Annotated in this window: 18 protein-coding genes, 1 tRNA gene and 1 pseudogene; 9 read left to right on the top strand and 11 right to left on the bottom strand. The window is 64.1% G+C overall.

Annotation, left to right across the window (positions count from 1 at the left end; translation table 11 throughout):
• Nucleotide 1: 1 nt before the first annotated feature.
• Nucleotides 2-484 carry a MaoC family dehydratase gene (locus tag IVB36_RS07495; RefSeq protein ID WP_018459860.1) on the bottom strand — a complete coding sequence of 161 codons (483 nt, stop codon included), beginning with the start codon at nt 482-484 and terminating at the stop codon, nt 2-4.
• Nucleotides 485-611: 127 nt separating this feature from the next.
• On the opposite strand from IVB36_RS07495, the gene IVB36_RS07490 reads away from it, so the two are divergent.
• Nucleotides 612-1,526 carry a DMT family transporter gene (locus IVB36_RS07490; RefSeq protein WP_018459861.1) on the top strand — a complete coding sequence of 305 codons (915 nt, stop codon included), beginning with the start codon at nt 612-614 and terminating at the stop codon, nt 1,524-1,526.
• A gap of 67 nt (nt 1,527-1,593) precedes the next feature.
• On the opposite strand, the gene IVB36_RS07485 is transcribed toward IVB36_RS07490, so the two are convergent.
• The 3 genes from IVB36_RS07485 to rplU all read right to left on the bottom strand — a co-directional run bounded on the left by IVB36_RS07485 (nt 1,594) and on the right by rplU (nt 3,100).
• A complete protein-coding gene (locus IVB36_RS07485; protein ID WP_018459862.1) occupies nt 1,594-2,187 on the bottom strand; it encodes a GNAT family N-acetyltransferase in 594 nt (197 codons plus the stop codon).
• Nucleotides 2,188-2,340: 153 nt separating this feature from the next.
• Nucleotides 2,341-2,610, bottom strand: a complete 270-nt coding sequence (gene rpmA, locus IVB36_RS07480) for a 50S ribosomal protein L27 (protein ID WP_018459863.1) — start codon at nt 2,608-2,610, stop codon at nt 2,341-2,343.
• 97 nt (nt 2,611-2,707) lie between these two features.
• Entirely contained in the window at nt 2,708-3,100 is a 393-nt protein-coding gene (rplU, locus tag IVB36_RS07475; protein WP_007604396.1) for a 50S ribosomal protein L21, read from the bottom strand.
• Between the two features lie 332 nt (nt 3,101-3,432).
• Between rplU and IVB36_RS07470 the strand changes: the two genes are divergently transcribed.
• Nucleotides 3,433-4,572, top strand: a complete 1,140-nt coding sequence (locus IVB36_RS07470) for an ROK family protein (protein ID WP_018459864.1) — start codon at nt 3,433-3,435, stop codon at nt 4,570-4,572.
• 419 nt (nt 4,573-4,991) lie between these two features.
• Nucleotides 4,992-5,081, top strand: a tRNA-Ser gene (locus IVB36_RS07465).
• A 45-nt stretch (nt 5,082-5,126) separates the two neighbouring features.
• Here IVB36_RS07465 and IVB36_RS07460 read toward each other — a convergent pair.
• Entirely contained in the window at nt 5,127-6,038 is a 912-nt protein-coding gene (locus tag IVB36_RS07460) for a LysR family transcriptional regulator (protein ID WP_018459865.1), read from the bottom strand.
• Nucleotides 6,039-6,151: 113 nt separating this feature from the next.
• Between IVB36_RS07460 and IVB36_RS07455 the strand changes: the two genes are divergently transcribed.
• The 3 genes from IVB36_RS07455 (at nt 6,152) to IVB36_RS07445 (ending at nt 9,982) form a co-directional block, all read left to right on the top strand.
• Nucleotides 6,152-7,792 carry an FAD-dependent oxidoreductase gene (locus tag IVB36_RS07455; RefSeq protein ID WP_247391059.1) on the top strand — a complete coding sequence of 547 codons (1,641 nt, stop codon included), beginning with the start codon at nt 6,152-6,154 and terminating at the stop codon, nt 7,790-7,792.
• A 100-nt stretch (nt 7,793-7,892) separates the two neighbouring features.
• A complete protein-coding gene (locus IVB36_RS07450; RefSeq protein ID WP_247391057.1) occupies nt 7,893-8,873 on the top strand; it encodes a tripartite tricarboxylate transporter substrate binding protein in 981 nt (326 codons plus the stop codon).
• A gap of 248 nt (nt 8,874-9,121) precedes the next feature.
• Nucleotides 9,122-9,982: a DMT family transporter gene (locus IVB36_RS07445; protein WP_247391055.1), complete on the top strand. Its 861-nt coding sequence runs from the start codon at nt 9,122-9,124 to the stop codon at nt 9,980-9,982.
• A gap of 18 nt (nt 9,983-10,000) precedes the next feature.
• Here IVB36_RS07445 and IVB36_RS07440 read toward each other — a convergent pair whose 3' ends face one another.
• Nucleotides 10,001-10,936 (bottom strand): LysR family transcriptional regulator, encoded by a 936-nt coding sequence (locus IVB36_RS07440; RefSeq protein WP_018459869.1) that lies wholly within the window; start codon nt 10,934-10,936, stop codon nt 10,001-10,003.
• Between the two features lie 92 nt (nt 10,937-11,028).
• On the opposite strand from IVB36_RS07440, the gene IVB36_RS07435 reads away from it, so the two are divergent.
• A complete protein-coding gene (locus IVB36_RS07435) occupies nt 11,029-11,883 on the top strand; it encodes an NAD(P)H-dependent oxidoreductase (RefSeq protein ID WP_039801040.1) in 855 nt (284 codons plus the stop codon).
• A gap of 20 nt (nt 11,884-11,903) precedes the next feature.
• On the opposite strand, the gene IVB36_RS07430 is transcribed toward IVB36_RS07435, so the two are convergent.
• Nucleotides 11,904-13,112, bottom strand: coding sequence for an EAL domain-containing response regulator (locus IVB36_RS07430; protein WP_026233896.1), 1,209 nt, complete (start codon nt 13,110-13,112; stop codon nt 11,904-11,906).
• Between the two features lie 545 nt (nt 13,113-13,657).
• A complete protein-coding gene (locus IVB36_RS07425; protein ID WP_018459873.1) occupies nt 13,658-14,821 on the bottom strand; it encodes a hypothetical protein in 1,164 nt (387 codons plus the stop codon).
• Between the two features lie 340 nt (nt 14,822-15,161).
• Here IVB36_RS07425 and IVB36_RS07420 point away from each other — a divergent pair, with 340 nt between their 5' ends.
• Entirely contained in the window at nt 15,162-15,785 is a 624-nt protein-coding gene (locus IVB36_RS07420; RefSeq protein WP_018459874.1) for a helix-turn-helix transcriptional regulator, read from the top strand.
• An 84-nt stretch (nt 15,786-15,869) separates the two neighbouring features.
• On the opposite strand, the gene IVB36_RS07415 is transcribed toward IVB36_RS07420, so the two are convergent.
• The 3 genes from IVB36_RS07415 to IVB36_RS07405 all read right to left on the bottom strand — a co-directional run bounded on the left by IVB36_RS07415 (nt 15,870) and on the right by IVB36_RS07405 (nt 17,470).
• Nucleotides 15,870-16,118, bottom strand: coding sequence for a hypothetical protein (locus IVB36_RS07415; protein ID WP_247391052.1), 249 nt, complete (start codon nt 16,116-16,118; stop codon nt 15,870-15,872).
• Nucleotides 16,119-16,240: 122 nt separating this feature from the next.
• A complete protein-coding gene (locus IVB36_RS07410) occupies nt 16,241-16,618 on the bottom strand; it encodes an Hpt domain-containing protein (protein ID WP_018459876.1) in 378 nt (125 codons plus the stop codon).
• 153 nt (nt 16,619-16,771) lie between these two features.
• The gene (locus tag IVB36_RS07405) at nt 16,772-17,470 is read right to left on the bottom strand and encodes a Crp/Fnr family transcriptional regulator (RefSeq protein ID WP_018459877.1); all 699 of its coding nucleotides are present in this window, start codon (nt 17,468-17,470) and stop codon (nt 16,772-16,774) included.
• 453 nt (nt 17,471-17,923) lie between these two features.
• Here IVB36_RS07405 and IVB36_RS07400 point away from each other — a divergent pair.
• Nucleotides 17,924-18,345: pseudogene (locus IVB36_RS07400) on the top strand (response regulator).
• Nucleotides 18,346-18,865: the final 520 nt, after the last annotated feature.

Raw genomic sequence — 18,865 nt, 5'->3', positions numbered from 1 at the left:
CTTAACCAGCTGGCCGGCGCCGGATCAGGAATTTCTGCGTGCCCTCCAGCACCAGCTCCTTGCGCTGGTTGAACACGGTGCTTTTGAGCGTCACCACGCCGGTCGAGCGTCCCGGCACCAGCTCGGTGACCTCGAGCGCGGGATAGATTGTGTCGTCGGCGAAGACAGGTTTGAGGAACCGGCTGGATTGCTCGAGGAAGCCGACCAGGGAGTCCTCGACCATGAACGGAAACAGGCCGGCGCCGGGCGCGGTGTGGATCAGCGTCTGGAAACCGTGGGCGAGCAGATGCGGCATGCCGCGGCTGCGGCAATACTCCACGTCGTAATGCACCGGATGCGTGTCGCCGCTCGCGGTCTGGAACGCCGCGAACACCGCCGTCGTCTGCGTGCGGCTCGGCAGCACGAAGCGCTCGCCGACCACGAAATCCTCAAACCAGCGTTGCGCGGGGATCATGCGATGCCGGGCCGGGTCGAAGTCGGTCATGGCTAAGCTCTTTCCTGGCTCTCTTGTGAGACACCTGTCGCTACCGCGACGCGGAGAGTGCGACAATCCGTTCAATTCGTCCAACGCGGGCTTGTCGTGACGGCCTGCGTCATTACAACGGCGCTCGATGCCCCTGTTCAAGAATCTATCGGCCTATGACGAACGCTCGGCGCGCCTTGCCGGGATTGCGCTCATGGTGCTGTCGATCTTCATGTTCTCGTTTGGCGATGCCATGGGCAAGTTCCTGGTCGGGACTTATTCGGTGGGGCAGCTGCTGTTCCTGCGCGCCTGCGCGGCGCTGCTGCTGCTGTCGCCGTTGGTCTGGCGGCAGCGTCACCAGTTCCTGCATCTGGAGCGGCCGGGTCTCCAGCTCTTTCGCGTCGTGCTGTCGACGCTGGAAGTGGCGGCCTTCTTCCTTGCGACGGTCTACCTGCCGCTCGCCGACGTCATCACCTATTATCTCGCCGGGCCCATTTTCGTCACCGCGATGTCGGCGATCTTTCTCGGCGAGAAGGTCGGCTGGCGGCGCTGGACGGCGATCCTGATCGGCTTCTGCGGCGTCCTGATCGCGCTGCGGCCCTCGGCACAGACGGTGAGCCTGCCGGCGCTGATCGCGCTTGGCGGCAGTCTTTCTTTCGCAACGCTGATGTTGATCACGCGCAGCCTGCGCAAGACGCCCGATATCGTGATGGCGTCGTCGCAATTCGTCGGCACGTTCTTGCTGGGCGCTGTGCTGTCGGCGTTCCACTGGGTGCCGCCGACATCGGGCAGCCTCGTGATCTTCGCGCTGGCGGGATGCGTCTCGGTCACGGCGCTGTTCTGCGTCAACCGCTCGCTCAAGCTCGCGCCGGCCAGCGTCGTCGTGCCCTATCAATATTCGATGATCGTCTGGGCGGTGATCTTCGGCTTCGTCGTGTTCGGCGACGTGCCCGAAATCGCCACCATCGTCGGCGCCGCCATCATCATCGCCGCCGGGTTCTATATTTATCTGCGTGAGCGCGATCTCGGACGCAGGGACGCGGATGTGAATCCGCCAGCGTGATTACAGCGGAATAAATTCGAGCGTCGTCCTGGCTTTCACCAGGACGACAGTTTGAGCCGCCTCCGCCCTACCTCACCCTTCGCGCGCTGCTCCAGCTCTTCAGCGACGCCCACACGCCGCGCGAGAGACGGAAGCAGTCGACGGGCGTGGACGAGCCCAGCGCCAGGAAGCGATGCAGCTGGACGCCGCTCCACTGGAAGCCGCACTTCTCCAGCACGTTGCGCGAGGCCGGGTTGGTGACGCGCGCGCCTGCATAGAGATGATCGTCCTCGAACTCCTCGAAGAAGAAGTCGATCGCGCCGCGTGCGGCCTCGGTGGCAAAGCCCCGGCCCCAATGCTCGACGCCGAGCCAATAGCCGAGCTCGGCGTTGTCGGGCGTCGAGCGGTCGATGCCGACCATGCCGATGGGGCCGCTGTCATGCTCGATCAGGAACACCGTCTCGCTGCCGGGCAGGGCGCTGGCGCGGATGAAGGCGATGGCGTCGTCCTGCGAATAGGGATGCGGGAGGCGCCTTGTGTTTTCGGCGACGCGACGGTCGTTGGCGAGGAGGGCGATGGTCCTGACATCGGCGAGGGTCGGCCGCCGCAAGGTCAGCCGCTCGGTGGCGACGACGCTGGGTCTCGCCTCCCGCAAGGTCACGCTCGAAAAATCCTGCAACATGTCCGGCTCCGTCGAAGTCACTAAAGTGAAAAGTGAGCACGCAAACGAAAGGGGAGGCCGGTTTCCCGCCTCCCCTGGAGCCTTCGATCTGTGATCTCAAGGACTCCGCCGGTTCGGTCTGGGACCCGGCGGACTCCAAATTTGATCCACCGTCTATTCAGCCGCCTCTGCGAGCGGGAGCACCGAGATGAAGGTGCGGCCGTTGGCTTTGGCCTGGAACGTTACGCGGCCCTCGATCTTGGCGAACAAGGTGTGGTCCGTGCCCATGCCGACATTAAGGCCGGGATGCCAGGTGGTGCCGCGCTGACGCGCAATGATGTTGCCGGGAATCACAACTTCCCCGCCGAACGCCTTGATACCGAGGCGCTTGCCCTTGGAATCGCGACCGTTGCGCGATGAACCGCCTGCTTTTTTGTGAGCCATGGCTCGTCTCCGAAATTCTACGTATTTCTAGATCAATTCCTTGACGGAATCATTTCACAATTTCTCACGCATCACTTCGTGACGGCGCGTGATCAAATTATGCGGCGGCCTCTTCGGTCGTGGTCTCTGGCTTGGCGACCTTCTCCCGCTTCGGACGCGGCCCCTTGGTGGGCTTGGCGCCGTCCGTCAGGATCTCCGAGATGCGCAGCACGGTGATCTCGTCGCGATAGCCGCGCTTGCGGCGCGAATTCTTGCGGCGGCGCTTCTTGAAAGCGATGACCTTGGGACCGCGCTTGTGGTCGAGCACCTCGACCGCAACGGACGCGCCGGCGACCGTGGGCAGACCCAGGATCGGCGTGTCGCCGCCGACCAGGAGAACTTCATTGAGCTGCACGATCGAGCCGACTTCGCCTTCGATCTTGCCTACTTCCAGGACATCATCCGGAACGACGCGGTACTGCCGGCCGCCGGTTTTGATGACTGCGAACATCGTTGTTTTCCTTCGTGTTCATTCCCGGCCTCGCGACATATTGTCGGGGCCGGCTTTTTGTCAGTCGTTATGGGTTTATGCGAGTTTTGTGCGGGCGGGAGTTATCCCTTTGAAAACCCACGTAAAAACAAGCGGCGCGAGAAACGCCCCGCGCCGGTTGCGGGATTTATAGCCGCTGATCCCCCGGAGTCAAGGAAAAGCCGGCGAAAACGGCCGGATTTGAAGCATTTGGGCCCGATCCGGCCCGCAGGCGAATTTCGGACCGCGCCGCAACCAACAGGTTCCCCCGCCGTTGTCCCGGCGAATTCAGTCACACGGGCAAGGGGCTTACCATGGCAACAGACGAGCTGGTCAAGACGACGACGGGCATCGCTCATCACGGCGCGGAGCGGCTGCCGTCGGTGGATATCGACAGCTTCAACATCGAGATGAAGGACGAGGATGGCTTCATCGGCGACCGCGCCAGCAAGGGCGCGTTCCGCGAGATCCTCGAGCGCTGGCGCAAGCCGCTGCGCAAGTCCGGCGAGGACCCGTTCGGCAAGGAGCCGTCGGACGAGATCAGCAAGAAGACGCTGGACGCCATCCTGGTCGGCGACGACACCGAGGCCTGGGCGGTGGTGCATAGCGCCATCGAGGACTTCGCCCAGGAGCTCGCTTACGTCACCCGCCGCTTCCTCAAGTCCAAGGCCTGGGCCAAGACCGAGCGCATCGTGGTCGGCGGCGGTTTTCGCGATTCCCGGCTCGGCGAGCTCGCGATCGCGCGCACCGAGATTATCCTCATCGCCGAGGGCTTCAAGATCGACATGCTGCCGATCCGCCATCATCCCGACGAGGCCGGCCTGATCGGCGCGCTGCATTTGGCGCCGTCGTGGATCTTCGAGGCCCATGACAGCATCCTCGCCGTCGATATCGGCGGCACCAACATCCGCTGCGGCCTGGTTGAGACCAGCTGGAAAAAGGCAAAAGACCTGTCGAAAGCCAAGGTCGTGAAGTCCGAGCTGTGGCGTCATGCCGACGACGAGCCGACGCGCGAAGGCGCGGTGAAGCGGCTGACGAAGATGCTGAAGGGGCTGATCACCGAGGCCGAGAAGGAAGGCTACAAGCTGGCGCCGTTCATCGGCATCGCCTGTCCCGGCGTGATCAACGCGGACGGCTCCATCGAGAAAGGCGCACAGAACCTGCCGGGCAATTGGGAGAGCAGCAAGTTCAACCTGCCGGCGAGCCTGCTCGAGGGCATTCCGCAGATCGGCGAGCACGACACCGCGATCCTGATGCACAATGACGGCGTGGTTCAGGGCCTCTCCGAGGTGCCGTTCATGCAGGACGTCGATCGCTGGGGCGTGCTCACCATCGGCACCGGCCTCGGCAATGCCCGCTTCACCAACCGCCGCAAGGACAACGGCAAGGACAAAGACAAAGACCGCGATTCTACGGAGAACGGGAAGAAAAAGGCCAAGTCCGACAAGGAGTAACCTTGACTGGTTAGGTTAAGGACCGGATTGCGTTGCGGTGCACCGCCCGCACGCTACGGTCGAAACCGTCGCCTCACCTGGCCGGCGAAGCCGCCCTTCCCAGCCAGTATTTCAATGAGCGGCACCGGGACCGCCAGTGTTTACCGCGTCTGGCGGTCCCACCCCGCCTTTTGCGGGTACCAGTGATTCGGCACCGACGTGCCGCATCGGGCTCGCGCCGGGTCAGTGGCGAACGGCTCAGGCCCATTCCCGCGCAAACCGCCGCCGAAATCCGCGATCGCCCCCGATCATCACCGTGACATCGTGGGTCCAGCCGGAAAACCGGCCCGATTTTCGCCCTCGCAAGCCTTGTCTGGCCCGCCATCCTCGCCTATTAACGCCCGAACCACAGGGGCCATGCTCCTTACTTGGCGCCTTCAGGAGAGGTGGCAGAGTGGTCGAATGCACCGCACTCGAAATGCGGCATAGGTGCAAGCCTATCGGGGGTTCGAATCCCTCCCTCTCCGCCAACATCATCCGCCACAATAAAACGGCTTTCCAGAAAGCTCGGCAGATCAGTCTGATCTTGCCGGCTCTCGCTCCGCCAGCACCGTCCGCGCCGTCGCCACGAACGCCTGCGCGGCCGGCGACAGCGTCCGACCCTGGCGCTGCAGCAGCGACACCGGGCGGGTGATGGCAGGGCGTATCAGCGGCTTTGCGATCAGAGTTGGAAATTGATCGGCCGGCAGCATCGTCGCAGGAAGGATAGCAAGGCCGAGGCCCTGCGCCGTCATGGCGAGCGCGGTGTTGATCAGCGTCACTTCATAGGTCGGGTTGAGGTGCTTGCCCTGGCTCCCCAGCGCCTGATCGATCTGCATGCGTATCCGCGTCTCGCGCCGCATCGCGATCGTCGGCATCTGATCCAATTCGTCCCATGTCAGTGAGCGCCGTGCCGCGAAGTCGGGGGTGCGCCGGCCGATGGCGCTCAGGCGGCCGCGGGTCAGCGTCTCGATCGTCAGCTCCGCGAATTCTCCCTCGACGCTGCCGATCGCGAACTCCGCATCCGTCGCGATCAGACGTGGAACGAGATCGTCGGCGGCGACGTCGCGCATGTCGATTTCGATGTCGGGATAGCCTGCCCGGAATTTTGCCAGCACCGAGGGCAGCAGTGCCGATGCGGTACCGGCTGAGGCGAGAAACGCGACTCGGCCGGCGCGCGCCTGCGCGAGGTCACGCATGCGCCGCGACAGGCCCAGCGCATCGCCCAGCATCCGTTCGGCGGCATGAACTGCCTCGTCAGCGGCCCGCGTCGGCTGCACCGAACGAGTGGAGCGATCGAACAGTTTGACGCCGAGCTGCGCTTCGAGCTGTTGGATCAACAGGCTCGCCGCCGATTGCGTGATCCCCAGCTCGCGCGCAGCCCGCGTGATGCTGCGCGTACGGTACACGCCGGTGAAGGCCTGCAATTGCCGTAAGGTGACGTTCATAGGCAAAGCTCATGAATTGATGAGTTCTTTCCGGCTTATCACATAAGCGAGCATGCAATAAAATGCATGCCGTGGTCGGTGAAGCGGCGATCGCCAAGGGATTGGAAACGAACATGAGGACACAGGTGCTGGTGGTGGGCGCCGGGCCCGTCGGATTGACCGCGGCGATGGATCTGGCTTCCCGTGGGATCGACGTCGTGGTCGCGGAGATCCGCCATGCCGGCGATCCGCCCAGCGTCAAATGCAATCACGTCTCGGCGCGTTCGATGGAGATCTTCCGCCGGCTCGGCGTCGCCGCAAAGCTGCGCGACGCAGGCCTGCCCGCAGATTTCCCGAACGACTGCTCCTACCGGACCACGGCGACCGGCATCGAGCTGTGCCGCATCGACATTCCCTCGCGCGCACGCCGCTACAGCGCCACCGGCGGCCCCGACACCTGGTGGCCGACGCCGGAGCCGCCGCACCGGATCAACCAAGTCTATCTCGAGCCGATCCTGTTCAGCCATGCCGCCGCTCAGTCGCGCATCACCATTCTGGCGCGCACGGAAATCACGGACATCGAGCAGAATGACGACCATGTGGTCGCATTGGCGCGCGACCTCGACAGCGGAAGCTCGCTCCGCATCGAGGCTTCCTTTGTGATCGGTTGCGATGGCAGCCGTTCCCTGGCTCGCAGAACGATCGGCGCCAACCTGTCCGGCACGCCGGTGATCCAGCGCGTGCAATCGACCTTCATCGAAGCGCCGCAGCTCAAGGAGCTGATGGGCGCGCACAAGCCGGCCTGGATGGTGCTCTCGCTCAACCCGCGACGCTCAGGCACGACGGTGGCGATCGACGGTCAGGACCGCTGGCTGATCCATAATCACCTGAAGCCAGACGAGCCCGAATTTGATTCGGTCGATCGGGACTGGGCGATCCGCGCCATTCTCGGCGTCGACGAGCGCTTCGAATACCGCGTCCTCAGCAAGGAGGACTGGGTCGGCCGCCGGCTTGTCGCCGATCGCTTCCGCGACCGCAGAGTCTTCATCTGCGGCGACGCCGCGCATCTGTGGATGCCGTATGCGGGCTACGGCATGAATGCGGGGATTGCGGACGCCGTCGACCTGTGCTGGCAGGTGGCGGCGCATCTGAACGGGTGGGCGCCGGCTTCGATCCTGGATGCCTACGAGGCGGAGCGTCAGCCCATCACCGAACAGGTGTCGCGCTTTGCCATGGACCATGCGATGAAGATGATGGCGCAGCGTGGTGGAGTCTCCGCGGAGATCGAGGACGACACGCCGCGCGGCCACGCCGCGCGCGCAGCGCTGGCCAGGGCGGCCTACGATCTCAACGTGCAGCAATATTGCTGTGCCGGATTGAACTTCGGCTACTATTACGATGCCTCGCCGATCATCGCCTATGACGGCGAGACGCCGCCCGCTTACGCGATGGGCAGCTTCACCCCCTCCACCGTGCCGGGCGCTCGCGCGCCGCACCTGTTTCTGCGGGACGGGCGATCGCTCTACGATGCCTTCGGCGTCGGCTACACTTTGCTGCGGTTCGATCCGGCGATCGATGTAGCGCCATTGAAGTCTGCCGCAGAGCAGCGCGGCATTCCGCTCGCGCTGCTCGACATTGCGCCGGACGAAGCGAACGGCGCGTATGCCGAGAAGCTGGTGCTGGCGCGGCCCGATCAGCACATCGCCTGGCGCGGGCAGGCCGCGCCAGCGGACCCACAAGGCTTGCTGACGCGCATCACCGGCGCTTCGGCGTAAGGCGATTTGAAGCGGACGGTCTCGCGGCGAAGTCCGCCGGCAGGTGATTTACAAAGTCGTGGTTCACAAAACAAAAAAAGACTCGCACCAGGAGGGAAACGTGTTTCACGTTGCAAGCCGCCGCATTTTGGCCGTGCTGACGGCCGCGAGTTTCGCCGTGCTGCCGCTGGAGGCGGTCCGAGCGGTCTATCCCGAGCAATTGATCAAGATCATCGTGACCTTTCCGCCCGGCGGCAGCGCCGATACCGTCATCCGCGCGCTCGAACCGCTGGTCACTGCCGAGCTCAAACAGGGTCTCGTGATCGAGAACCGCGCGGGTGCTGGAGGCAACATCGGCATGGCCGCGGTCGCGCAGGGCAAGCCTGACGGCTATACGCTCGGCATTGCGCCGGCAGGCAGCCTGACGGTCAATCCGCATCTCAATTCGTCGATGCCGTTCGATCCGAAGGATCTTGCGCCGATCACCCTGCTCGCGAAAATTCCCTTCGTGCTGGTTGCGTCAGCGAACGTGCCGGCGCATACGGTCGCGGAATCGATCGCGCTCGCCAAGGCCAAGCCGGGCGCGTTGTCGATCGGGCATGGCGGCAATTCGACCGCCATGCACTTGACCGCGGCACTGTTCACGCAGAAGACCGGGATCGCCATGGAGCTGGTCCCCTATCACGGGACCGCGCCGGCGACGGTCGATGTTCTCGCAGGCCATGTCCCCTTCGCGGTACTGGATATCCCCGCATCGAGGCAACTGATCCTCGAAGGTAAGCTCAACGCCATCGGTGTGTCGTCTGCGCAGCGTCTGTCGTCCTTGCCTGATGTGCCGACACTCGCCGAGAGCGGTATTGCGGGTTTCGAATCCGTTGGCTGGTTCGGGCTGGTTGCTCCGGCCGGCACGCCAGCCGATATCGTCGGCCGGTTGAACGAAGCCTTCGGAAAGGCCCTGAAGGATCCATCGGTGGTCGAGAAGATCCGGACGCTTGGCGCAGAGCCTGCACCGACCTCGCCGGAGGAGTTCAGCCGCTTCATCCAAAGCGAAAGCTCGAAATGGGGCAAGCTGATCAGTGAAGCGGGCATCAAGGCGAATTAAGTGTCCCACGCAGCCCTGCTGCTCGTCGGCAATCATCCCCGGCTCGCCTTCAGCGCCCGCCGCATCACGATCGCGGTCTAGAAACACGATTCCGCCCCGGCGTAAGTCATTGATCTTGCAGCTCCGGCTACTGTGCATGGGGTTGTTTTCGCGCTTTTTGTTGTTGGGCCTTGGGAGGCTTACAGGTAATCGTCGCGACACCGGCTGGCCTCGCCAGTTCGGATCACCACCGACAAGGCGAGATGGGCATGCACTCTTCCGGCAGCGGCTTGGGCAACGGGCTTCTTGGCGTCATCATCTTCAGCGCATCGCTGCCGGCGACCCGCGTGGCGGTCGGCGGGTTTTCCGCGCTGTTCCTGACCTCGGCGCGCGCTGTCATCGCGGCGCTGATCGGTGTGGCCGTGCTCGGCCTGCTCCGTCAGGCGCGGCCGCAGCGCAAGGATCTCGTCTCGCTCGCGATCGTCGCCATCGGCGTCGTGGTCGGCTTTCCCTTGCTGACGGCGCTTGCGCTCCAGCACATCACCTCGGCGCATTCGATCGTCTTCATCGGGCTCTTGCCGCTGTCGACCGCGATCTTCGGCGTGCTGCGCGGCGGCGAGCGGCCGCAGCCGATGTTCTGGCTCTTTGCAATTCTGGGCAGCGCCACTGTCGCCGGCTTTGCGCTGTCCAACGACGGCACCGCATCGCTCACCGGCGATCTCCTGATGGTCGCGGCGATCGTGCTGTGCGGGCTCGGCTATGCCGAAGGCGCCGCGCTGTCGCGCCGGCTCGGCGGCTTGCAGGTGATCTCCTGGGCGCTGCTGCTGTCGCTGCCGCTGATGGTGCCGGTCGCGATTCTAACCTGGCCGTCGACATGGAGCGGCGTCGGTGTGCCCGCCTGGATCGGGCTCGCCTACGTCTCGGTCTTCAGCATGTTCGTCGGTTTCATCTTCTGGTACCGCGGGCTTGCGATCGGCGGCATCGCCCGCGTCGGCCAGTTGCAGCAGCTCCAGCCGTTCTTCGGCCTTGCGCTTGCAGGCCTGCTCCTGCACGAACCTGTGGCCTGGAGCATGATCGTCGCGACCGCGCTGGTGGTCGCCTGCGTCTTCTTCGCACGGCGGTTTGCCTGAGGCCGAATTGATGCGGCCTTACCTCTTGCCCGGTTGCGGCTTTTCAATCCCCGGCAGCTGTGCGATTCCCTCGGCAAGAAAATCGACCAGCAGCCGTACCCGCGCGATGCCGGACCGCTCCGGCACGATCAGCATGTTGAGCGGAACGGACGGCGGCGCGTAGTCTTCAAGCACGCGCTCGAGTTGGCCGGAGGCAAGCAGGTCGTCGACGAGCCAAAGATGCGCCGGCGCAATGCCACGACCGGCCGCGAGCGCCTCGCGTGCGGCAAGCCCGTGATCCACCCGCAGCCGCCCTGCGAAGGGGACCACATGACGGCCGCCGCGGCGCCCGTGCAGCACGAGCACGTCGCTGCCGGCGATGTTCGACATCCTGACACCCTCGTGGCTGGCGAGGTCTTGCGGGCGCGCGGGCCTGCCGCGCGACGCCAGATAGTCCGGTGCGGCCACAAGCACCCGCCGCGACTGACCAAGCAGCCTGAGCTTCATCGAGCTGTCGGGGAGCGGCCCCAGACGCAAAGCGATATCGACACCTTCCCGCACGAGGTCGATCCGCTCGTCGGTCAGGCTGAGATCCACCGCCACGTCCGGATAGCGGTCCTGGAACGCGAAAACCAGACGGCTGACGTGGAGCACGCCGAAGGCGGCGGTGCAGGAGACGCGCACCGTTCCGGCAGGCGCGCCGCGCGTGCTGCGCGCCTCGTCGCCGGCGAGTTCGACCAGGCGCAGGATCTGCACGCAGTCGGCGTAATAGCGGCGCCCCTCCTCGGTCATCGTCACGCTGCGCGTGGTCCGCGTGAGCAGCGGCACGCCGACGGCCTGCTCCAGTTCCCGAAGGTGCCGCGTCACTGTCGATTGGCCGAGACCAAGCTCGCGCGCGACCGCGGACAGGCTTCCGCGCTCGGCGACCCGCACGAAGCTGCGCATGCGTTCGAGCGTCACGTCCGATTTATCCATATTTCGGCATGATCCTATCCATCGGCGACAACTACCGGATTGCAGTCGGAGGCGCTACCTGCTGCTCGCAATCGTCAACCAAGGTGCTGATCATGAAAGTGTTGATCCTCTTCGCTCACCCCGAGCCGCGCTCCCTCAATGGCTCGCTCCGCGACGTTGCCGTCAGAGAACTCGAGGCTGAGGGACACGAGGTGCGGGTGTCAGACCTTTACGCGCAGGGATGGACATCCGAGGTCGGCCGCGCCGATTTTCCGCTGCTGCCGCCGGACGGGCGGCTGGCGCCGGCCGCCGCCTCCAAGCAGGCGTTCGAGTCGGGTACACTCACCGCGGACGTCAAGGCCGAGATCGAGAAGCTGCTGTGGGCGGACGTCCTGATCCTGCAATTCCCGCTATGGTGGTTCAGCATGCCGGCCATCCTCAAGGGCTGGGTCGACCGCGTGTTCGCCTACGGTTTCGCCTATGGCGTCGGCGAGCACAGCGACAAGCGGTGGGGCGACCGTTACGGCGAAGGCAGGCTGGCGGGCAAACGCGCGATGCTGATCGTGACCGCCGGCGGCTGGCAGGAGCATTATTCGGCGCGCGGGATCAACGGGCCGATCGACGACCTGCTGTTCCCGATCAATCACGGCATCCTCTATTATCCCGGCTATGACGTGCTTCCGCCGTTCGTCGTCTACAAGGCCGACAAACTGGACGAAGCGGGTTTCCAAGCGACTGCCGAACGTTTGCGCGAGAGGATGCGAACGCTTGCGACGACATCCCCGATTCCCTACCGGCGCCAGAATGGCGGCGATTACCTGATTCCGAGCATGCGGCTCCGCGCAGGACTCGAGCATTCCGGCGCGACCAGCTTCGCGCTTCACGTCGAACAGGTCGAGGCACGCAGCCCAATGGGTGAAACGAGCTCCGTGCACTCGACGGCTGAGGGGTGCGCGGCAACAGCGTAATCCGCCGCTCGCGCAAGGACTCACCCCATCACCGTCCGCGTCAGCGTGCTCCGCGCAAACTTCTTCAGCGGCATCGGCTTGCCGAACAGAAAACCCTGCACGAGGTCGAAGCCGAGCTCGTTGGCGGCGACGAGGTCGGCGCGGCTCTCGACGCCCTCGGCGATGGCGCGCACGCCATAGCCATGCGAAAGCTCGACGATGTGGCGGCACACCGTGCGCTTGAGGCGATCAGTGCCGCTGCCGGTGACGAAGTGCCGGTCGGCCTTCAGCTTGATGAAGGGAATTTTTCCAAGGTCCATCAGCGACGGCCAGTTGGCGCCGAGATTGTCGACCGACAGGCCGATATTGTGCAGACGCAGTTCGCGGGCGACCTCGGCCAGGAGATCGAGATCGCGGATCGCCTCCTCGCTGTCGATTTCGATCGTCAGCCCGCCGAACGCCGGATGCGTCGGCATGCGCCGGCAGAGATCACGCACGGCTTGCGGCTCCTTCAGATAGGACGCCGGCAAATTGATCGCGAGATCGACCGGGCTCTGCTGCTCCAGTAGATAGTGCCAGTCCTGCATGGCGCGCTCGATCACGAATTCGGAGAGGTCGCGCATATTCGGGTCGTGCTCTTCGGGGATGAAATAGGCGGGCGGCACCACGCCCCAGGTCGGATGCCGCATCCGCACCAGCGCCTCGGCGCTATTGCGAATCAGCGTGCGCGCGTCGATCTTGGGTTGGTACCAGAGCTCGAGCCAGCCGGCGTGCAGGGCCTCGCCGACGTGCACGGCGGGGCTCGGCGCCGGCTCCTCGGGCAACAGCATCGCGACACGGTCGCGCAGCGTCTCCGCGGCAAACGGCGTCGTCAGCGGCGGCAGCATCTTGAGGCCGTATTCCTCGCCGACCTGCTGCACGGCCCTGACGATGATCGACTCGCGGGCGCCCACAGTCAGAACCCTGCCGTCGAAGGCCTCGCGCACCAGCGTCTCCAAAAATTTGCCGGGCTCGATGCCGTCGGCGGCGATGCCGAGCAGGATCAGGTCGGGCAATTCGCTTGTCAGCACGCTCTGCAGCTCCTCGGCACTGGCGCATTCGGTGGTGACGAAGCCGAGATCCTCCAGCACTTCCGCGAGAAACGCGCGAAGATGGCGCTTGCCGTCGGCCACGCAGGCGCGCGGCTTCACCTTTCGCCGTCCGAAGGTTTTCGGCCTTCGTTCGGCGAGTTCTACAATTTCGTCGTTCATCGCAAGCACTCCCGTTCCGTGCCGGTGTGTTAGCGACGTGAGCAGTTTCAAATATGGAAGGCTTCAGTCGATTGTCGAATTATCTGAGTAACGTTAAAGCGCCCATCACGTCTAAAATTATCTGGATCTCGGTCGGGAAGTTTTTACGTCTACCCGCGCGCCGGGCGCAGGGTTGCGACAATCACTGGAGATCTCGCGACGTGCAGTGCGGCTGCATGTACGCGCGCTGTCCTGCAATTGGACCAAGCCACGCGCGCCTCGCCCAATTGAATAATGGAGCGCCTCAATTGCGCGCGACGCGCGCATTTTTCCCGGTTCGCTCGTGACGGTTCTGCGACAATGCGTCGGTGCGCGCTGGCGCCAATGTGAAGCACATCACAAGCGGATTGCTGCACGTGCGCTATTGCTCTGGGCAGCCGGTGGTGGGCTGTCGAGGATCGCAGCAATGACGTCGCGGCGAATAATGTATTGGTGGTTCAGGTTCGTGCTGTCAGGGCGATTTCTCGATCGTTTCCTGTGCCTGCCGCGCGCGCATTAGCGCGGGATCAGGTTTGGCCGATCAGCTTGCGCAACGCGGCCGCGCCGTCCTCAATCGCATCGCGTCCCTTCCAGGCCAGATAGGACAGCTTGCCACCGAGCGTGTCGTGGCTGCGCAGCCGGCGCGAACCGAGAATGTGGCCGACATTGGAGGGGAAGCGGCTCACCTCGGCGGACACCAGCGCCGCGATCGCGTCCATCAATTGCTGGAGCCGAATGCCCCATTCGCAATGCTCGATGCCGTCGATCCGCACCTTGAGCGCATATTCGGTCTCGTAGATCTCGGCGAGCAGGTCGCGCGCAATCAGCACCCGGTTGTGCCGGAGCGCGATGCGCAAGGCGAGGCGCCTGTCGTCGAGCTGGTCGAGCACCATGTGAACGACGCAGGCATAGGGCGCGGCGGCGACATCGGCGGCGCCCTTGCTCGCTGCGGCCTTGGTGGCAAGACGCACCAATTGCCAGAACGTCTTCAGCCGCCTCGCCACCAGCGTCAGCGCGAACGGCAGCGCCTCGGGATGGGCCTTCTTGAAGGCGTCCAATCGGGCGGTGATCTGATCAACCGTGCCGTCGTCGAACTTCGCGATCTTCTCGGGCAGCCTGTCGTTGAACTTCGGCAGCGCGGCGCCGGCGCGCAGCACATGTTGGATCTTCTTCACGTCCTCGAAGGCGGTGTGCGATGCCGTGTATTGCGCGAGCTTGCCGCGCGCGAACTCGGTGCTCTCCGCTGATGCGAGGGTGCTTTCGAGAACCTTGACGACCTTGGTCTGGAAGGTCGATGCGATCTTCAGCACTTCCTTCTGGTTGTTGGCGGCGACCTGGTCGTTGATCGCCTTGATGTAGTCGCGTGCCATGGTCGGCAGCAGGTCGCGGCAGATCCACTCCCAGATCGGGGTGAGGGTGTTGCGCGAGATCCGCCCCATGTTGGCATGCTCGGGCGCGCCGTCGATCAGAAGCAGCTCGAGCGGCGCAAAGAAATGGCGCGAGGGACTGGTGGCGCGCGCCTGGTTCGATCCGTCCTTGCGAAATTCGGCGCGCAACCGGGACTGCAGGTCGGACGAGCCCGGCATGTCGATGCCGCACAGCTCAAGCCGTTCGAGCTCGCTGAGCAGGCAGCTGCGCGACAGCGGCGTCAGCTTCTGCAGGAAGTTCGATAGCTGGTCGATCTCGTTCATGGCACGCAATCTTCCGCAACGTTTCCAGCAGGCCTACCGACCCCATGCATGGAGGCATTTGCGCGCTCTCAATTGCGACATAGAGAAGCAAGCCGCCGTTAATATATCCGTAAAATCCAAGGCCGCAGGTAATCGGCGCGGATCTGATCGTTAAGAAGGCGTCGAGCGACCCGTCTATCAATTGGGCAGGTTCAGCAACCTAAGAATGTTGAGGGACGTTGCCACTCAAGCATAAAGTGTGCCTGTGCCGGGGTTTCAGCACAAAACTGCCAAATTCACCGTAGTCTTACGGAGCAAAAAGTTAACTACAGACCGCGTTGGGTTCCGCTAAACGAGTGACATGGGGTCACAGAATGATACGGCCACTGATTCGCGGCCGTCGGAATGGTACGAAAGCAACGCCGCTCCAACTGAAGAGCTCGATGCCGTCCGTCTGAACGCCGCCCGTGCCAAGGCGGCCGACGAAATGGCAGCCGCCATCGCCCGCGAGCTCAACGGTCCCCTCACGGCGCTCCTGCTCTACATGGGCGAGATCAAGCATCACAGCGATCAGCTCGCGCCGGTGACGGGCGACCGTGCCTATTTGCAGCGGGTCGTGGAGAATGCGCTAGTGCAGACCGAGCGGGTTTGTGGCCTCGTCAAACAGCTTGCCGGTTCTCACACGGGTGGCCTGCCGATCGCGTCCAGGGCCGAGGGCGCCGAATCGAAGTTCGCGCGCGCGCCACAGCTGCAGCGCGTGCCGAGCGCCGAAATCCTCGGCCTGTCAGGCCAGAAGCGGCTGACCAAGCGCGAGCGCGAGGTGCTGAGGCTGATCAGCGAGGGTTATTCGAACAAGCAGGGTGCGCTTCGGATGCAGATCAGCCCGCGCACCTTCGAGAGCCATCGCGCCGAGGCGATGCGGAAGCTCGGTGCGCGCAACACGGCGGACCTCGTCCGTGCGGCGCTGCTGCATTCGATCGACTGAAGGGCCTTGCGTCGGGCCGCCCGGCAGCGGGCGAGGGCCAAGCGTGAGGCATTTCTCGAAAAAGACCCGCGGCTCCGACCGTGCTCAGAAATAATCTTCGGCGAAGGGACGCGCGCGCGACGAGGGCCGCAGCGGCTTGAGCTCGTCCTTCGGCACGTTGGGAATGATCGTGATGGTCCAGCGGGGCGGCATGCTCGATTCCTGCTCCAGCACCGCACGTACGAAGCCGGTCACCGTCGCCTCGCCAGCGGCCACCGTCGCCATCCGGCCGTTGAACTGTGCGATGCGGAAGCGGCGAACTTCTTTCTGGTCCGCGGTCTCGTAGGTGAACATGGAAACCCTCCTGGTTTCCGGCGACTATCGCTGCCTATGATTAGCCATCTGTGAAAATCCCAAGCCGTAGAAGTACGGCGGGCATGCACGCGTGAGTGGTTGGAGCGTTTCGAGCGAGCGCGTCAGCCCTCCGGCTCCTGCGCGCGCGCGGCAGCGTAGGCGGCGTCCATCAGGTCCAGGAGGTCGCAAAATCCGGCGTCGCCGAGCCTCTCCGCGGTCTTCTCCAGCCGCAGCGCCAGCACCGCGAGCCTGACATAGCCGAACGTTCCGGCCGCGCCCTTCAGCGAATGCGCTTCGCGGGCGATCCTGCCGTGGTGCTGCGCGAGCGAGAGCGTGCGGAACGATTGCAGACGCGCGCAGGTTTCGCTCCAGAACACGTCGCGCACTTCGCAAGCACCATCCTCGCCGATCTCGCGCACCAGCGCCTGGTACGCGCCCGGCTCGCGCGCGGGTTCGGCATCAAGCACTGTTTGCGCAGGCGCGACGGTGACTTCGAACATGGTTTGGCCTGCCTTGATCACGGTTTGCCGCCGGCCCGTACAGGCGCGCGCGGCACATCCGTGTCTACGGCATCTGGATTTCAGTTCCGGTAGCAGGACATTCCGTGTTTGCGGGCCGGAATTAGCGGCCGGTTTACCACGCCGCAGCGCCAGTCAGCGCGGGCCGAGCAGCCGGTCATACTGCGCCTTCACGGTGGCGTAGCATTCGCACGCCGTCTGGCGCAGGCCGTCCAGGTTGAGGATCTGGATGTGTCCGCGGCTGTAGTTAATGAAATTCGCCTGCTGCAAGGTGTTGGCGACCAGCGACACGCTGTTGCGCCGAGCGCCGATCATCTGCGCCATCGCCTCCTGGGTCAGCAGCAGCCGGTAGTCGCCGGAGAGGTCATGGGTGTGGAGCAGGCAGCGCGACAGCCGTGACTCCACCGGATGAGCGGCGTTGCAGCCCGCGGTCTGCTGCACCTGCGCGTAGACCGCCAGTCCGTGACGCGTGAGCAGCGTCCGCAGGGTGCAGCTCTGGTCGGCCGCGACGCGCAGCCGGTCGAGGTCCATCATCGAGGCGGAGCCTGGAACCAGCACGATGGCCGTGTTCAGCGCGCAGGCATCGCCCATGATCGAGAGCGTTCCGAGCAGGCTGTCGCGGCCGATCATGGCGACTTGCACGTGCTCGCCCCTGGCGAGCTCCACCACCAGCGAGATGACGCCGCGATGGGGAAAGTAGGCGCGCTTGAGCGTTTCGCCGGTCGCGACCAGCACCGCGTCGTGCGGCAGATCGCCCGTCCGCAGGTGGGGGCGGATCAATTCATAATCGTCCGCCGACAGCGCGGACAGGAAACCGTTGGAGGAACGTACCATTGTTTCCAAAGTAGCCTCCCGTCTCCCGGACCAGCACGGGAAACTGCTTGTCGTTCGGCCACGTTCCATCATGTTCCCGTCGGGATATATTGGCAATTGGGACAAGACGTCCGATCGCAGTCAGTGCCGCTGCACGTCGGCCTCGCCAAGACAGATTCCCTGACCCAATTCCTACCGAGCTGGGAACCAGCAGATCCAGATGGTGCGGCTGGAGAATCGGTTTGGAGCTTGTTCGCGGTCATGGTTGATCCGGCGCGTTTCAAGGTCATCCGCGCCGCGTCGTCGTCATGGAGTTGCCTTGGCGCCGCGTGGCCGCAGATTCCGCGTCAATCGTCTTTCCGGCTCCGCGAAGGACGCTCTCAACAGTCCATTTCTCGAGCAAAGGAGCATGGCGTGCGCCACGGTTCAATTATTGAATCGCCAAATCGGGAAGCTCAAACGGGGACAGAAGATCTGCGCGATATTCTCGTCGTCGATGACGACCCGATGGTCTGCATGGCCATCGAGGTCTATCTCCAGCGCGACAATTTTCGGGTGACGATCGCCGAAGGAGGGGAAGCCGGACTTCGTGCGCTCGAACACGAACAGTTCGATCTGATGATCATCGATATCTTCATGCCGCACATGCGCGGGTTCGAATCGGTCAGAATCTTTCACGAGCGCGCGCCGGCCGTTCCGCTGATAGCGATGTCCGGCTACGCGTTCGCAATCTGAATTCGCCGGCCCCGGATTTCCTCCGGATGGCGCTGGAGCTCGGTGCGGCGCGCTGTCTGCGCAAGCCGTTCACGCCGCACGCGCTGCTCGCCGCCATCAACGATTGCCTGGCGGAGCACCGTCCCCAGGGCGAGCTTGCCCCGGCCGCGCGCCTGGGTTAGCGCGGCACCGGCCGCAGCGGACGCGGGTAACGGTTCGTTTACCGCAAATGCGGGTGATGCATATCCCGGCAAAGCACCAGGCGACGTGGCGAGACCGGCCCGGGCTGCAGGCAGCTCGATACAATTTGCGCGAAGACCGCGCATATCTCCTTCACAAGCAGGGCTTTCCCGCGCGCCGGGTCTCGCTGTTATCGGCACGTTCACCTAACGCGTCTCGCCGCTGCGGCGTGGGGCCGGTCTTGCCGAAAAACGCTGTCCCATGCAGTCGAACGGCAAACTTGTCTTCAATATCCGTATTAGCACGGAGGATGAAATTAACGGGACCGTGAAAGGGGATGTCTAACGATCCAAGGTGGGGGCTTCCGTTCATGCCAGCGCGGCTCGGGCGTCGAGGTCCAGATCCAGGTCTGTAAGGCGTAGCTCATGGATGATCTGTTGCGGGAGTTTTTGACGGAAACCAGCGAGAGCCTGGACACCGTGGACAATCAGCTGGTGAAGTTCGAACAGGAGCCGAACAACG

This window comes from Bradyrhizobium sp. 35 (assembly GCF_023073215.1).
GTDB lineage: Bacteria > Pseudomonadota > Alphaproteobacteria > Rhizobiales > Xanthobacteraceae > Bradyrhizobium > Bradyrhizobium canariense_D.
The sequence above is the reverse complement of the archived record's forward strand: the minus strand, read 5'-3'. Positions and strand labels throughout refer to the sequence as shown.

What these genes read in the sequence shown, in the direction of transcription:
- IVB36_RS07495 (WP_018459860.1), bottom strand. Translation starts at nt 484, where the DNA reads ATGACCGACTTCGACCCGGCCCGGCATCGCATGATCCCCGCGCAACGC.
- IVB36_RS07490 (WP_018459861.1), top strand. Translation starts at nt 612, where the DNA reads ATGCCCCTGTTCAAGAATCTATCGGCCTATGACGAACGCTCGGCGCGC.
- IVB36_RS07485 (WP_018459862.1), bottom strand. Translation starts at nt 2,187, where the DNA reads ATGTTGCAGGATTTTTCGAGCGTGACCTTGCGGGAGGCGAGACCCAGC.
- rpmA (WP_018459863.1), bottom strand. Translation starts at nt 2,610, where the DNA reads ATGGCTCACAAAAAAGCAGGCGGTTCATCGCGCAACGGTCGCGATTCC.
- rplU (WP_007604396.1), bottom strand. Translation starts at nt 3,100, where the DNA reads ATGTTCGCAGTCATCAAAACCGGCGGCCGGCAGTACCGCGTCGTTCCG.
- IVB36_RS07470 (WP_018459864.1), top strand. Translation starts at nt 3,433, where the DNA reads ATGGCAACAGACGAGCTGGTCAAGACGACGACGGGCATCGCTCATCAC.
- IVB36_RS07460 (WP_018459865.1), bottom strand. Translation starts at nt 6,038, where the DNA reads ATGAACGTCACCTTACGGCAATTGCAGGCCTTCACCGGCGTGTACCGT.
- IVB36_RS07455 (WP_247391059.1), top strand. Translation starts at nt 6,152, where the DNA reads ATGAGGACACAGGTGCTGGTGGTGGGCGCCGGGCCCGTCGGATTGACC.
- IVB36_RS07445 (WP_247391055.1), top strand. Translation starts at nt 9,122, where the DNA reads ATGCACTCTTCCGGCAGCGGCTTGGGCAACGGGCTTCTTGGCGTCATC.
- IVB36_RS07440 (WP_018459869.1), bottom strand. Translation starts at nt 10,936, where the DNA reads ATGGATAAATCGGACGTGACGCTCGAACGCATGCGCAGCTTCGTGCGG.
- IVB36_RS07435 (WP_039801040.1), top strand. Translation starts at nt 11,029, where the DNA reads ATGAAAGTGTTGATCCTCTTCGCTCACCCCGAGCCGCGCTCCCTCAAT.
- IVB36_RS07430 (WP_026233896.1), bottom strand. Translation starts at nt 13,112, where the DNA reads ATGAACGACGAAATTGTAGAACTCGCCGAACGAAGGCCGAAAACCTTC.
- IVB36_RS07425 (WP_018459873.1), bottom strand. Translation starts at nt 14,821, where the DNA reads ATGAACGAGATCGACCAGCTATCGAACTTCCTGCAGAAGCTGACGCCG.
- IVB36_RS07420 (WP_018459874.1), top strand. Translation starts at nt 15,162, where the DNA reads ATGGGGTCACAGAATGATACGGCCACTGATTCGCGGCCGTCGGAATGG.
- IVB36_RS07415 (WP_247391052.1), bottom strand. Translation starts at nt 16,118, where the DNA reads ATGTTCACCTACGAGACCGCGGACCAGAAAGAAGTTCGCCGCTTCCGC.
- IVB36_RS07410 (WP_018459876.1), bottom strand. Translation starts at nt 16,618, where the DNA reads ATGTTCGAAGTCACCGTCGCGCCTGCGCAAACAGTGCTTGATGCCGAA.
- IVB36_RS07405 (WP_018459877.1), bottom strand. Translation starts at nt 17,470, where the DNA reads ATGGTACGTTCCTCCAACGGTTTCCTGTCCGCGCTGTCGGCGGACGAT.